This is a genomic window from Hyphomonas sp. (genome assembly GCF_041398465.1).
GTDB lineage: Bacteria > Pseudomonadota > Alphaproteobacteria > Caulobacterales > Hyphomonadaceae > Hyphomonas.
Map to the genome: position 1 here is coordinate 648,887 of NZ_JAWKUS010000002.1, position 13,710 is coordinate 662,596.

12 protein-coding genes are annotated in these 13,710 nt (G+C 61.7%); 6 read left to right on the forward strand and 6 right to left on the reverse strand.

All coding sequences use genetic code 11. The features are described 5' to 3' along the window. Window positions 1–1,818, forward strand: a complete 1,818-nt coding sequence (locus R3C98_RS09635; RefSeq protein ID WP_371313863.1) for an asparagine synthase-related protein — start codon at window positions 1–3, stop codon at window positions 1,816–1,818. A 312-nt stretch (window positions 1,819–2,130) separates the two neighbouring features. Here R3C98_RS09635 and R3C98_RS09640 read toward each other — a convergent pair whose 3' ends face one another. Together R3C98_RS09640 and R3C98_RS09645 are read right to left on the reverse strand one after the other, a co-directional pair. Next, window positions 2,131–4,698 (reverse strand): prolyl oligopeptidase family serine peptidase, encoded by a 2,568-nt coding sequence (locus tag R3C98_RS09640; protein WP_371313864.1) that lies wholly within the window; start codon window positions 4,696–4,698, stop codon window positions 2,131–2,133. Window positions 4,699–4,812: 114 nt separating this feature from the next. Beyond that, window positions 4,813–7,587, reverse strand: coding sequence for a TonB-dependent receptor domain-containing protein (locus R3C98_RS09645; RefSeq protein ID WP_371313865.1), 2,775 nt, complete (start codon window positions 7,585–7,587; stop codon window positions 4,813–4,815). Between the two features lie 232 nt (window positions 7,588–7,819). Between R3C98_RS09645 and cueR the strand changes: the two genes are divergently transcribed. Then, window positions 7,820–8,275 carry a Cu(I)-responsive transcriptional regulator gene (gene cueR, locus R3C98_RS09650; RefSeq protein WP_034767368.1) on the forward strand — a complete coding sequence of 152 codons (456 nt, stop codon included), beginning with the start codon at window positions 7,820–7,822 and terminating at the stop codon, window positions 8,273–8,275. Between the two features lie 35 nt (window positions 8,276–8,310). Here cueR and R3C98_RS09655 read toward each other — a convergent pair whose 3' ends face one another. Further along, entirely contained in the window at window positions 8,311–8,571 is a 261-nt protein-coding gene (locus R3C98_RS09655) for a glutaredoxin (protein ID WP_034767370.1), read from the reverse strand. A gap of 68 nt (window positions 8,572–8,639) precedes the next feature. Continuing rightward, window positions 8,640–11,126: a heavy metal translocating P-type ATPase gene (locus R3C98_RS09660; protein WP_371313866.1), complete on the reverse strand. Its 2,487-nt coding sequence runs from the start codon at window positions 11,124–11,126 to the stop codon at window positions 8,640–8,642. A gap of 244 nt (window positions 11,127–11,370) precedes the next feature. Between R3C98_RS09660 and R3C98_RS09665 the strand changes: the two genes are divergently transcribed. Then, window positions 11,371–11,571, forward strand: coding sequence for a heavy-metal-associated domain-containing protein (locus R3C98_RS09665; protein ID WP_371313867.1), 201 nt, complete (start codon window positions 11,371–11,373; stop codon window positions 11,569–11,571). A 324-nt stretch (window positions 11,572–11,895) separates the two neighbouring features. Here R3C98_RS09665 and R3C98_RS09670 read toward each other — a convergent pair whose 3' ends face one another. Further along, window positions 11,896–12,222: a YnfA family protein gene (locus R3C98_RS09670; RefSeq protein WP_035578852.1), complete on the reverse strand. Its 327-nt coding sequence runs from the start codon at window positions 12,220–12,222 to the stop codon at window positions 11,896–11,898. Then, window positions 12,222–12,635 carry a helix-turn-helix domain-containing protein gene (locus tag R3C98_RS09675; RefSeq protein ID WP_035578277.1) on the reverse strand — a complete coding sequence of 138 codons (414 nt, stop codon included), beginning with the start codon at window positions 12,633–12,635 and terminating at the stop codon, window positions 12,222–12,224. Before R3C98_RS09675 ends, R3C98_RS09670 begins: the two co-directional genes overlap by 1 nt. Window positions 12,636–12,742: 107 nt before the next feature. Here R3C98_RS09675 and R3C98_RS09680 point away from each other — a divergent pair, with 107 nt between their 5' ends. The 3 genes from R3C98_RS09680 (at window position 12,743) to R3C98_RS09690 (ending at window position 13,710) form a co-directional block, all read left to right on the forward strand. Continuing rightward, window positions 12,743–13,111 carry a mercuric transporter MerT family protein gene (locus tag R3C98_RS09680; RefSeq protein ID WP_199288485.1) on the forward strand — a complete coding sequence of 123 codons (369 nt, stop codon included), beginning with the start codon at window positions 12,743–12,745 and terminating at the stop codon, window positions 13,109–13,111. A gap of 23 nt (window positions 13,112–13,134) precedes the next feature. Then, window positions 13,135–13,467, forward strand: coding sequence for a heavy-metal-associated domain-containing protein (locus R3C98_RS09685; protein ID WP_035578274.1), 333 nt, complete (start codon window positions 13,135–13,137; stop codon window positions 13,465–13,467). Between the two features lie 66 nt (window positions 13,468–13,533). Then, window positions 13,534–13,710 carry a mercury resistance system transport protein MerF gene (locus R3C98_RS09690; RefSeq protein ID WP_112062212.1) on the forward strand — a complete coding sequence of 59 codons (177 nt, stop codon included), beginning with the start codon at window positions 13,534–13,536 and terminating at the stop codon, window positions 13,708–13,710.

Consider the following 13,710-nt stretch of genomic DNA (forward strand, 5'->3'; position numbering starts at 1 on the left):
ATGCCCGCAGCCTTCTTCGCCATGAGCTGGAACCCGGAAGACGAGCAGGCCGAGCAGCAGGCAGCCCGGATCCGGACGCGCATGATGGAAGCCGCGGCGCCGCCCATCCTCGCGGAGACATCCGGCTTCCTGCTTGCAGACCTCAGCCAACCAGGCTTTGCCAGCCCACCCATTATTGAAATCAGGCGCACGGACGGTCAGTTTGGCGGAGCTATCTTGGGCACGCTTTTTCCACAGAACGGTTACCTGCGCTTGACGGAGATCCGTCACGCCGCAGCCACCATGCTGCTCGATAGAGGTGGGGGCAATCTCTACAATGACTATTGGGGAAGCTATGTCGCCTTTTTCCACACGGGCGATAATCTGGCTGTCTATACCGATCCGGTCTCCTCCATCCCCTGCTTCTATTCGGCCGATGGCGGCGTCACTTGTTTCTACTCCAATCTCGAACTCTGCCCCTTCCTGGACAGGAGCCGCTTCAGCCTCAATCGCCGCTTCATCTCCACACTCATGGCCTATGACAAGATCCAGAATGGTGAGACCGGCCTCAATGAGGTGAAGGAACTGTTTGGTGGCCAGCGCCTAATGGCTCGGACGCCTGATGCTCTGCCTGAAACCCTGTGGGACCCTCGCGACTTTGCGCGCGACGTGCTGGAACCGGATCCGGAAGCAGGAGCTCGTCTCCTTCGGGAGACGGTGCAGCAGGTGGTCAGCGCCTGGGCGACCTCGGTCCCCGCACCCGCCGTCGACCTTTCCGGCGGTCTGGATTCCTCGATTGTCCTTGCCTGCCTTGCCGAGAGCGATGCACCTCTCCCACACCTTGCCGTCCACCATATCGTTGAGTCCGGAGACCCGACAGAAGCGCACTTTGCGAGAGCGGCGGCCGCCTTTCTCGGCGCCGACCTTGCGGAAATCCGGTTCACCCCCTCCCGGCAATTACCAGACGTTACGAGCCATCCCGCGTCGGCGCGGCCGTATCGGCACTTTCTCTCACGGGACTTCAATACACAGCTTGCGGAAGCCACCGCGGGCATGGAGCGGACATACCTTACCGGCCAGGGTGGAGATCATCTCTTTCACGCAGCGGAAACATCTCTCGGATTGTCGGACTATCTGCGCCGGCACGGATTGGGACCGGACCTGATTTCGGAGCTTACCAACTCAGCGCGGCTTTCGAAATTGTCTGTCTGGCGGGTGCTTCGGGACACGCTTCCCGACATGATCGGGAAAACGCACACGTCTTCGCTTCTTGGCGCGATCGCAGCGCGGCGCACTCCCCTCAATACCGCTGCGCTCGATATATTTGACCCGGTCTACGCTTTTCCGGACTGGGCCCGAACGCCAGGAGGAGTGCCTCCCGGAAAGTTCGACCAGGTGAGCGGCATCCTGCACATGATACAGGTGCAAGAACGCCTGTTTGCGGAAGATGCAAGGGAAGTTGTGAATCCACTGATGTCCCAACCGCTTATTGAACTCTGCCTGCGCCTGCCGGTCTATCTTCTGTCCCTCGCCGGTGTCAGCCGCGGCCTTGCCCGCAAGGCCTTCGAGGGACGTCTTCCAGACCTAGTTCGCCTGCGGATGACGAAAGGCGAAGCGACGCGGTATTTTGTCGACCAGCTTCGCCTCAACCTGTCCATGGTCCGGGATTGCCTCATGGATGGAGAGCTGGTTGCTCATGGGATAGTACAGCGCAGGGATGTCGAAACCTTTCTCAGAGAAGACCAGTTCCTCACCCATCCGGCCGGACGGATGATCCTTGTTTATTATGCGATCGAGGCATGGTTGCGGACGTGGAAGACACTTCGTACCAGCATGTGAGCAGAGCGCATGATAAGCAATAATATCTGGGCTTCCCCTTTATAAACTGCGGTCGTGCGGCATGAGCTCACCAGGTAATAGAGCGTGGAACGATCAACCCAGACATCCTGGAGGCAGCGCAGACCCATGAGTGTGCGAAGCTCTTCGTCTGTAAATGGCCTGACAGCGGTTATGGCGTTGTCCTGCATTTCGGCACATTCAAAAACAGTGGGATAAATTCCTTAAATTCAACACCTGAATGCTCAATCAGTCGCTTCCAGCAGGCAGATATGTGACGCCGTAACGACATTTCCACAGGACCTCGATACGAACCTATTCAAGTGACGGTCCAGCCACAGCTGGGACGGCGCCCACCTCCTCCATGAAGGCATCGAACCGGGCCCACATGTCCCGGATATTTGCCGGACTTGAAGGTCCGTGTCCCTCGCCCCAGTACCTCACATAGCGAGCATCCTTCCCGGCACGCAAAAGTGCGGAATACATCTCGTCGAACTGGTCCATGGAAAAACTGTCCATGTCGGAATGCATCAGCAGGACCGGCGCATCGATTTGCTTTGCGAACAGAACGGGACTGTTTCGATAGAACGCTTCCGGAGCGTCGAATGGCGTCTGACCGATGCTGAATTCGCTGCCGGCTTCTGCCTCGTAGCGGATGAATTCGCCGCCAAAATAATCCGGGTCCAGAATGGAGTAGATCCCCGGCGGCCCAAAATAGTGACTGGTCAGGTCCGCCCAGCCATTCCGGGCGATGATTGCCGCGAACCGGTGGGAATGGGCCGCCACATAAAGCGCCGATACGGCCCCCTGGCTGAACCCGCTGAGGACAATCTTGTCCGGATCAATATGCCCGGTCGCAAGAAGCGCGTCGAGGCCCGTGTCAACGGCTTCGTCCATTCCCGCGATCGGGCCGTCTTCCGTTCCGATATAGTCGCGCGGCAGAGCAATGCGCGCATAAGCATAGCCCCTGCCTGCCCAGAGATAAGGAGAGTTTGGATTGGGATAAGAGAGAATGGGTGTTCGGGGCTCGCAGCGCGGCACGGTGCCGGGATAGACCTCGACAATCAGGGGCAAGGGCACCTCTGTCGTATTGGGTGGCAGCAGCAGGCAGGAGGCAACATCTTCGGCGACGCTGGCGTCGCCCGGATGTTCGAGCCGGTAGGAGACGCTATGCCAGGTCCCGAATGCGACGTCCTGTAGATGGTCGTTGATGCGCGCGAGTGGCCGGCCACGGGTGTCCGCCCCCTCCCGGACAAGAAGCAGTTCCGCCCCCGCCCTGGATCCTACGCGGAAGAGTGCGGCGCCACCCTTCAAACTTCCTGCAATCGGAACGGCGCCTTTGGCGGGCGATTTCAAGAACTTTGCATCCGGCAAACCTGCTGAAGCCGGACCGATCAGCATGGCGCCTGGTACTTCGCCCCCGCGCACTTCAGCGAGCGCGCCGGCACCCGCATCCGGACGGCTGAGCGAGCCATAAGTCGAATAGGATCCGGCCGGAACGAAGCGCAGATTGCCGGATGCGGCATTGACCAGCTGCTTCCGTTGCCCGCCCGAAGACAGGCAGTAAAGGCCCTGCCTCGCCTTGATGAGGACGCAATCAGCTCCCATCTCGAGAGGAACGCTCGAGACGTCATCGAGATCACCGGTCAGCACCTCATGTGCCCCGTCTGCAAACAGACGATACCAATCGGTCCGGGCGAGGCCCGGTTCGCCAATATCCCGCGGCGTGAACAGGGCTTCTCTTTCATGGCCTATCGAAACTGGCCGCGCAAAGATGGCAATGTCCTTGCCGAGAAACGCGGCCCGCTCAGGACGCATCGCGAACCCGCGTTCCCGCTCGGACGCAAGATCAAGACCGGTATGCGTAAAAGTCGTCAATTTACCTGTCGCGGTCTCAATGACGCGGAACCGCCCACTCGAAGGTCCGCCGCCATCCTCCCAGGCAAAGCCGAGCAGGCGATCGCCCTCCGGCGCCCAGGCGAGCGTGTATGCGGCGAAGTCCATGCCCTCTGCGAGTTGTTCTTGCGAGCCGGTTTCCAGATCGAAGTAAACGAGCCTGCGCTGGCGCGGAATCGCCGCCTGCAGCCTGTCCGGATCAAGCGGGAGTGGTCCGGAAACGGCAAGTGCGGCGAGCCGGTCCCCACCCGGTGACAGACGGAGATCGGCATAGCGCCCTTGCGCGAGGATGGTCGTTTCTCCGGTCCGGACATTTGCCTTTACCAGGAATCCGGACGCAGGATCGGAATGGGTGACGGGCCGACGCGTTCGGACCTCGTCGGAGGTGACCGTGTCGCCGCGCCAGGCCGCCGCCCAGGACCTGGTAAGCCATGCACCTGTCGCGGCCCGGAGACCGGCCTGTGCCGCTTCCTGTCCTTCCGGCAGAGCCGTATAGACGAGCTCTTCGTCGGATATCCAGACCGGGCGGTAGTCTCCGGTCCAGTCCGTCCGCGGGACCGGTTCGAACACTTTGCACCCGCCCGTTTCCATCTCGCAGGCGGAAAGGGAGAATATCCCCGCCCTGTACTGCATGACGGCCAGACGGGTGCCGTCCGGAGAGAAGCTTTCGATCCAGGCATGCGCCGATGGGTCGATGCCGGGCATGAGCTCCGGTTCGGACCCGTCCTGCAAGTCCACCCGCCACACCTGGTGCCCGCTGCTGTGGAAGGCATGGGTCCGGTAGCTATAGTCAGGGAACGTTTCATATGGCCGGATCCGTTCAAAGACGAGCCACCTGCCCGTTGAGTCGAACCTCGCCTCGCCGAGCCCTTCCATTTTCAGGAGCGCATCGAGGGTCAGGCCCTGCGAAGTGGCAGTGCCAGGGGGTAAAACAATCGAACAGGCCGCAAGCGCAAGGACGATCGGCCCAGGAAGCAATTGGCGCATTCTGTTCAGGCATTTACGGTACGTGGCAAGGAACCGGGTAACGGGCCTTGCGCGACCGGGCGAAGAGGCAGCCGCCCGGATAAGGACAGGAGAAACACGCAAGGCCCGTCTCCCTCAGAAGGCCTTGCGGACTTCAAACGTGACGAACCGGCCGAGCGGCGATGCATTCGTCGGGTCGTATGCTGTCATGCTGTAGCCACCATTCGAAGGTGCGGCGGGCGGCGCCGCGTCGAAGAGATTGGTGACGGAAAGTCCGAGGCCCACGCCCCTGAGCCAGCCTGCCCCGCGAGCGTCAAAGTCATAGGAGAGCGTGGCATCCACTGTGGTCCAGGATGAAATCCCGTCCGCCCCTTCTGTCCGGTCGACCTGGTAGCTGTCGATATAGTTGACGAATGTACTCGCTGTGAGACCACCCCGGGACAGGCTCGCATGACCGCGCAGGGTAAGGTCTACCGGGTTCAGGTATGTGTTCAGGGTTTCGACTGCCGCTGTGCCGGCGGACGCCTGCTGGGTGAAGTCCAGGATATGGTTCGCATTGATCCCGGCATCGAAGTGCCCAAGCGGCGTGTCGGTTCCGTAGTCCAGCTGGAGGTCGAGCCCGCTCGTGTCGGTACGCGCGAGATTGCGGACAACATTCACATTGTTGATGACGCCGACATTATCGAGCGTCGCCCCGAAGAAGAGGGCGATCGGTATATCAAAGCTTGCGAGCAGGTCGTCAATTTCCTGAGCCGTCGGGAAGAAGACAATACTTCCGGCCGGAAAGGCACCCGGATCGTTCCAGGCAATGCCGGGAGCCGCGATATCCAACTGCCCCTGCGGGATTGGTGTCGCCCCAAGGCGACCCTCGAAGGAAATATCGTAATATGTCGCGCTCAGTGTCCAGTCATGACCTCCGCGCGACCAGGTCGCGTCCACACCTGCGGTGAACGTCTCGGAGGTTTCTGGATCGAGATCCTTGGCCGTGCCAAACACCTGGATATATCCCGTCCCGCTCAGAGACGGATCCGGCGCCTCTTGTTCAATATATTCCAGCATGAAATCATAAGGCAGCAATTGCCCGGTCCGCCCCAGGGAGAAGGCCCGCCCGAGCGGTGGCGGCGCAAAGCTCGTGCTGTAGGAACCTCGGACATTGATCCCATCCGCCGGAGACCAGAGAAGTCCTACTTTCGGATTGGAACTTGTTCCGAAGTCGGAATAATCGTCCACCCGGCCGGAAAGGTTGAGTTCGAGCCGCCGGACACCCGGTAGCGCATTTTCTTCGCCGATCAGTGGCACCTGCATCTCGGCATAGAGGGCAGAGACGTCCCGGTCGCCATCGGCCGTGATCTGCTGACCAAGAATATCATTGGTAAACGCCTCTTTTCGCAGGTGTCCGCCGATCGCGGCCTTCACCGGTCCGCCGGGAAGTCGGAAAAGGTCTCCATCCAGCTTCAGGTCGAGAGACCAGAGGTCGGACTCCGTCCGGACATCATCCACCGGATCATCCGGCCGGGTCCCGTCCTCAATCCTGAAGCGCCCTTCCTTGTTCCGGATCTGGCCATAAGAGGCATCGAAGCTCGCAGCCCAGGAGGCACTCAAATCATAGTCCGCTGCGAATGCGAGTGTCAGGCCTTCAGACTCTGTCTCATAGACATCGATCGACGTGTTCCGGTTGAACCGGGTCCGCTCGGTATCGCGCTTCGAATAGAGCGCCGAAGCCGACAGGCTGAGCTTCGGGTTCACCTGCTGGCGGCCTGAGAGGAGGAGGCTGTGACGCTCCTGCGCCGGAAGCAGGTCCAGGAAACGCGCGTCCGGCAGGATGTCCCCTTCCACCCGAGGCGCGAACAGGCCTATCTCCGGACGGTCCTCCAGGGTCAGATTGTCCCGGCTGGCATATTCATAAGTGCCGAGCAGATTACCGCTTTCCCAGGCAGACCCCAGCGTCTGGCTGAACCGGTATTCTTCCATCCCGCCTTCGGTCACACTGCCATAGCTAGCCGTGGTCTCTGCGCCTTCGAAATCGTCACGCAGGATGAAGTTGATGACCCCAGCCACAGCATCGCCGCCATAGATGGAGGACGCCCCGTCCGTCAGGACCTCGACCCGCTCAATCGCCGCCATGGGGATCAGGGACAGGTCGACAAAATCGCCGATCTCAGACGTCGGCGCCATACGGTTGCCATTGATCAGAACAAGCGTACCGCGCGAGCCCAGGCCGCGAAGGTTCGCGCTCGCCCCGGAGGTGTTGTTCTGTCTGGAATTGCTGTCATTCGGCAGGCCGATTGTCGTGAACTCGGTCGAGCCGCCGCCAAAATTCTGCGGCAGGGCGCGGATGAACTGGTCGAGCGAGGTGGCGCCAGACCCCAGCACTTCGTCCCGCCCAAAGACCTGAAGGGGCGAGCTTTCCGGGGCAAGGCCGCGCAGGCTTGTCCCGGTAACGGTCACCTTGTCGGCGCGTAACACGCTGTCGGGACGTTCTTCTTCCGGCGGTTTGATCCGCAAGGGCGCAGCCTTCTCGCCCTGTTCCCTGATCAACTCAGGCTGCCGGCCGGAGCTCCCGGAGCTTGCAGGCACCTCGCGTATGATACGCGCACCGCCCGGCGCAGCGACCGCCTCCAGCCCACTGCCATTGAGAAGTTGCTTGAGTCCGGCATCCGGGCTGAACACACCCTCCAGGCCGGGCGCTGGCTTTCCGGAAACGACATCCTCGGAGAACAGGATCGGCGTTCCGGACTGCCTGCTGAACAGACGCAACGCATCTCCCATACCCTGCGAAGGGATGGCGAACTGACTGACCTGTTCTTCGGATTGCGGATCCGCAAATGCTGTATACGGAGCCAGAACTGGCGCGAATGAAAGTGCCGCTGCGCTGAGTAGCGCGCGTTTGAAAGATTCCTTGATTTGCATGATCCCCTCTGGAATTGACCGTGAGTCCGGCTGCGGCTGTGAAGTCCGCGCGGCTCAACAGGATCAACAAATCAGTTGTCGGATCGGGTGGAAATTATCCGGAGATGCCCCGTAAACGAAGCCTGCCGGCTTACATGGGCATCCCGATCCGGGTTGTGATGAGCCAGCTCTTGACCCTCCAGCAATGGGAAGGTTTAGAAGGGATGCTTCAGACCAGGAAAGGAGCCAGGCCATGAATATTGGCGAAGCCTCGAAAGCCACCGGCATTTCCGTCAAGATGCTGCGCTACTATGAAGAGATCGGCCTCGTCCAGCCCGCGCAACGGACAGAATCGGGCTACCGCATCTATTCAGACAAGAATATTGCAACGCTCCGCTTCGTGCGGCGCGCCCGCGATCTCGGTTTCCAGGTCAAACAGATCGGCGCGCTGCTCGATCTCTGGGAAAACGGCAGCCGGGCAAGCGCGGACGTGAAATCGCTGGCGCTTGCCCATGTCAGCGAACTCGAACAGCGCCGGCGTGAACTTGATGAGATGATCGCCACACTGAACCATCTGGCGCGGAACTGCCATGGGGATGACCGCCCGGACTGTCCGATCCTGACCAGCCTCGGCGCGGACAGCGATGCTCCGGCGCCCCGCACCCCGCGCAAAAAGCGGTCCCGGAAGGGATTTGCCTCAGCGAGGTAGGCCCGGCGGGCGCTCCCGGCAGCCGGGCATCGCGCTCACCCCGGCCAGAGTCCCATCTCCCGCAGCTTCGCTTCGATGCGAGGCTTCTGATCCTCGAACGTCCCATAGGCAAACCAGTCGCCGATCTCGGTGATGGGGGCGATGCGGACGCCGAAACGCCGGCGCGCGTCTTCCATGACCGCCTCATCAGTCAGGTCCCGTTCGGTATAGGCGATGCCCTCCCGCTTCAGCCATGACTTCAGGCTGCGGCAATCCGGGCAGGTCGGCGTCGAATAGATGGTGACCGCCGCTTTCATTTAAGCACTCCCTGGTCAGATGAAGAAAAGGGCCGGGAGGCCCGGCGTAGCCGGACTTGCGGCAGGGATCAGGTCGCCGGACCGGCGCGCTCGGTCATTGGGGCCGCGAAGCGGCGCAGCCTCAGTGCATTGCCGAGCACGAAGACAGAGGAAAGCGCCATCGCGCCGGCCGCAAAGACCGGGGAGAGCAGAACCCCCGACACCGGCCAGAGCACACCGGCGGCAACCGGGATAAGGGCCGCATTGTAGGCAAAGGCCCAGAAGAGATTCTGGCGGATGTTCCGCATGGTGGCCCGGCTGAGCGCGATCGCGTTCGGCACCGCTTTCAGGTTGCCAGACATGAGGACCACATCCGCCGCCTCGATCGCCACGTCCGTGCCGGTGCCGATTGCCAAGCCGACATGCGCCTCCGCCAGCGCCGGCGCATCATTGATACCGTCTCCGACAAAGGCGACCGGACCGATCTCCTTAAGGCGCCGGACCGCAGCCACCTTGCCGTCCGGCAACACTTCGGCAATCACCTCATCGATCCCCAGAGGCTGGGCAATCGCCTCAGCCGTGCGCCGGTTATCTCCCGTGATCATCGCCACCTTCAGCCCCAGGCGATGCAGGGCCGCGATGGCCTCCGGCGTGGTCTCCTTGACCGGATCCGCCACGGCGATGATGGCAGCAAGCCTGCCACCGACGGCCGCATAGATCGGGGATTTTCCTTCACCGGCAAGACGTTCGGCCGTGCCGCTCAGGGCTTTCAGGTCATGGCCAAGCTGCGCCATGAACCGATCGGCCCCGATCTGAACCAGATCGCCTCCCGCCTCTGCCTGCACGCCAAGGCCGGTGACGCTCCCGAAGTCGCGAACCTCGGGCAGGACCAGGCCTTCAGCCTCAGCCGCCGCAACGATCGCGCGGGCGACCGGGTGTTCGGACTTCGCCTCGACAGCGGCGACCCGGGCAAGGACTTCGTCCCGTTCGTAACCGGGAACGGTCACCAGGTCGGTCAGGCGCGGCCGCCCTTCCGTCAGGGTGCCGGTCTTGTCCAGCGCAACGACGCGGGCATCCTGCAGGGCCTGGAGCGCATCGCCCTTGCGGAACAGGACGCCCAGTTCTGCGCCCCGGCCCGTTCCCACCATGATCGAGGTTGGCGTCGCGAGCCCCATCGCGCAGGGACAGGCGATGATCAGGACCGCCACGGCGTTGACCAGACCGAATGTCAGGGCCGGGTCCGGCCCGAACAGGAACCACACCCCGAACGTCAGAGCGGCCAGTGTCATCACGACCGGTACGAACCACATGGTGATCCGGTCCACGAGCCCCTGGATTGGCAGTTTCGATCCCTGCGCCTCCTCGACCATCCGGATGATCTGCGAGAGCATCGTATCGCTGCCGACCGCAGTGGCGCGGAAGGCAAAGGCGCCCGTCTGGTTGATCGTGCCGCCTGTGACGGTCGCGCCGATTGCTTTCGCGACCGGCAGCGGTTCGCCGGTGATCATGCTCTCATCGATCCAGCTTTCACCCTCGATGACCTCGCCATCCACCGGAATGCGCTCGCCCGGCCGGACCTCGACAATGTCGCCTTCAATGACATTCGCAACGTCGATCTCGGCATGGCCGGCGCCGCGCCTTACGCGGGCTGTCTTCGGCCGCAGGCCAATGAGACGCTGAATCGCCTCCGAGGTCCTGCCCTTGGCCCGGGCTTCGAGCACGCGTCCGAGAATGATCAGGGTAATGATGACAGCCGCCGCCTCGTAATAGACGTTGACAGCGCCCTCCGGCAGCAGGGCCGGGGCGAATGTCGCGACCAGGGAATAAGTATAGGCTGCAAGCGTGCCCACCGCGACAAGACTGTTCATGTCAGGTGCCCCGCGCAGGAGCGCGGGTATGCCCTTCCGGTAAAACCTTGCCCCGGGGATGACCAGAACCAGCGTTGTTAATACGAACTGGAGAAGCCAGCTCGCAGTCATGCCGATGGTCGATGCGATCAGCTCATGAAATCCCGGAATGAGATGGCTTCCCATTTCGAGCCCGAAAACCGGCAATGTAAGGCCGGCCGCCAGCAGCAGGTCACGGATGAGGACGCGGCGTTCCTGTTCCTTGCGCAGATCGGCCCCGGCCGATGCATGACGGCCCGGATCTACCGCATGGGCCTGATAACCTGCCTCGCTGACAGCCGCGACCAGGTCCGCAATGTCGGCGCGGCCGGTTATGGTCGCGCGCTCGGTGGCAAGGTTGACAGACGCGCCGGTCACGCCCGGGACCGCTTTCAGAGCACGCTCAACGCGGCCGACACAGGACGCACAGCTCATACCCTCGATCGCGAGTTCGACAGCCGGCGACGAGACGGCATAGCCGGCATCCTCGATCGCGCGGATCGCTTCGGCCCGGACGTCAGGATCGGAAATGCGGATCTCGGCGCGCTCAGTCGCCAGGTTGACGCTGGCGTCGAGAACGCCGCGAACCTGCTTCAGCGCACGTTCCACGCGTCCGACGCAGGAGGCACAGCTCATGCCCTCAATCGGAAGAGAGAGGGTTTCAGGGATGGGTCCGGGGTGCGCAGTCATGGCAGGAATCCTTCAAAATCGGTCTGATGCGCCAGAATATGGGATCTCCCATGATGGGAGGGTCAAGCGCTGCTGTTCCGAAACATCAGTAAGGCTTTCTTCCCTTTTAGATACCTGCCGGCAAAGACCGGTAATTTCCGGTCGTTCAGATTGGCGCGCGGAAGATTTGATTTCTGGCACACTTGACCCTCCAACGCTGGGAGAGACCATCTCTCTGACTGCCACACATGAAAAGGAGGGCAGAATGCAATTGCACATCGAAAACATGACCTGCTCCGGCTGCGTCCGGACCGTGACCCGGGCGATCCACTCGGTTGACCCCGGCGCGACGGTCAATGCCGACCCCGAACACCACACGGTCGAGGTCGGGACGTCTGCGCCGCGAGCAGGAATTGAGGCAGCGCTCGCAGCTGCCGGCTATCCTGCAGCTCGCGCCCCCCCCTGACCCGCCAGGGTGTTGAGCCCCCGCTCTCCTCGTTCGCCGGAGCAGTGACCCCGGCGAATGAGGCCCCTCTTCACGGCAGGGATTCAGGCCCAGCCGGTTCGTATTGCCTGCCGAGCAAGCGTGAAGTCCGAGTGTGCGCTGGCTATTACCCATAGCCAAGGAAGAAAGGTAAACACACAAGACCTGCTGGCTGTTTCCAGAATTTGAGGATCGGCACACTTCAGGAGCCGACAGCGTTACCCGGAACAGGGGATCCTATTCCGCCCTGACTCGCAAAGAAGGCGTAGCAAGTCTTTGAGCTGACATTTCAATTTCATGCACTAGCTATGCCTCGCGCGGTCCCCAAAGCAGAATAGAAGCTCCGCTCAAACAGAGCGCGGCACCAATCACATCCCATCTGTCAGGTGTCCGGCCTTCCACTCCCCAAAGCCACAGAATTGATGACGCAATATAAATGCCGCCATAAGCCGCATAGGCCCTGCCCGCGTAGTCGCTATCAACTCGGGTTAACAGATAGGCGAATACCATCAGGCTGACAATTCCGGGGACGAACCAAAATATACTGCGGCCAAGACGGAAATACGCCCAGAACGCAAAGCAACCGCCGATCTCGGCGATAGCCGCACCGATGTATACCGCGACCGTAGAGATCACGATGCCAGCGTCTCCAGCACGGGGCACTCCGGCACCTCTCCGCCCGAGCACTGTGCTGCCGTGGCGGCAAGCACCTTCTCGATTTGCTTGAGGTCTGCGATCTTGGTCCGCACCTCCGCAAGATGCTGCTCCGTCATGGTTTTGACTTCCGCGCAGGTCTGCGTGCCCCGATCAACGAGACGCAGCAATTCGCGCAGCTCGTCGAGGGAAAAGCCGAGTTCCCGGCCACGCAGGATGAAGCGCAAGCGGGCGACGTGCCGCTCGTCATAGACGCGATAGCGGGACGCGGTGCGCGGCGGCTCCGGCATGATGCCGATCTTTTCGTAGTAACGGATGGTTTCCAGATTGCAGCCCGTCCGCCGCGCCAGGTCCGCGCGCTTCAATCCCTTCCCGGAAACGTGATCGCCCATAACGTCATAAATCCTTTGAGTCTGTAGTTACTACAGACCTTATCACAAGGTGAGAACGAAATCGAGGATGATGGCGTATGAGCCCAACCGAAGCAGAAACCCAGCCAATGCAGGCCGTGGACGGCGCGGACGACCGGAAGCGGAAACTCTTTGCGGCAGGCGGCGTGATCGGCGCCATTCTGGCCTCGACCTGCTGCGTGGTGCCGCTGCTGTTCGTCACGCTCGGGATTTCAGGGGCGTGGATCGGCAACTTGACGGCTCTTGAGCCCTACAAGCCGTATTTCGCAGGCATTGCGCTCATCTTCATCGGCCTCGGCTTCCGGCAGGTCTACTTCAAGGCCAAGCCCGCCTGCGTGGAGGGCAGCTACTGCGCCAAGCCGCAGTCGGCCGTCATCGCCAAAACTGCGCTTTGGCTTTCCACTGTCATCGTCCTGCTCGCGCTGACCATCAGCTGGTGGGCGCCGCTTTTCTATTGAACCCGAACACAGGAGCAACCGTTATGAAACGACCCCTTATCCTCGCCGCTGCCCTGCTGGCACTCAGTGGACTCGGCTGGGCAATCGCACCCGCTGTGACCCCGGCCGTCGCGCAGTCCGCTTCTCAACAGGTGGCATCCGCCCAGACCCGGACCTTCGTCATCCAGAACATGACCTGCGCCTTGTGCCCCGTCACGGTGAAGAAAGCGATGGAAGGCGTTGCGGGCGTCACATCGGTGGCGGTGAATTTCGACGCCAAGACGGCGACGGTTATCTTCGATCCGGCGGTGACGAATGCGGACGCCGTTGCCGCGGCCTCCACCAATGCGGGTTATCCGGCCTCGGTTAAAGGCTGAGCCAGACGAAGGACGGCACGATCCTGAAGACCGGCACCGTTCGCTGCCGTATGCTGCGCGCCGCCCGTGCTGGTCATTGCCCTCGGTACGCCCGGCCTGTCGGCCTGGGTCGATGGGCTGGACTACGTGCTGCTGCGCGGGCTCGCCGTCTTCCTCGGCCTGACAGACTACGCCTTGTGGCGGCGGAACCGCGCGGCGGCCTGTTGCGGTATGAGCATTCAGACAAACAAGGAAAGAGACTGA

Coding starts and splice junctions, on each gene's coding strand:
- R3C98_RS09635 (WP_371313863.1), top strand. CDS start 1: ATGCCCGCAGCCTTCTTCGCCATGAGCTGGAACCCGGAAGACGAGCAG.
- R3C98_RS09640 (WP_371313864.1), bottom strand. CDS start 4,698: ATGCGCCAATTGCTTCCTGGGCCGATCGTCCTTGCGCTTGCGGCCTGT.
- R3C98_RS09645 (WP_371313865.1), bottom strand. CDS start 7,587: ATGCAAATCAAGGAATCTTTCAAACGCGCGCTACTCAGCGCAGCGGCA.
- cueR (WP_034767368.1), top strand. CDS start 7,820: ATGAATATTGGCGAAGCCTCGAAAGCCACCGGCATTTCCGTCAAGATG.
- R3C98_RS09655 (WP_034767370.1), bottom strand. CDS start 8,571: ATGAAAGCGGCGGTCACCATCTATTCGACGCCGACCTGCCCGGATTGC.
- R3C98_RS09660 (WP_371313866.1), bottom strand. CDS start 11,126: ATGACTGCGCACCCCGGACCCATCCCTGAAACCCTCTCTCTTCCGATT.
- R3C98_RS09665 (WP_371313867.1), top strand. CDS start 11,371: ATGCAATTGCACATCGAAAACATGACCTGCTCCGGCTGCGTCCGGACC.
- R3C98_RS09675 (WP_035578277.1), bottom strand. CDS start 12,635: ATGGGCGATCACGTTTCCGGGAAGGGATTGAAGCGCGCGGACCTGGCG.
- R3C98_RS09680 (WP_199288485.1), top strand. CDS start 12,743: ATGCAGGCCGTGGACGGCGCGGACGACCGGAAGCGGAAACTCTTTGCG.
- R3C98_RS09685 (WP_035578274.1), top strand. CDS start 13,135: ATGAAACGACCCCTTATCCTCGCCGCTGCCCTGCTGGCACTCAGTGGA.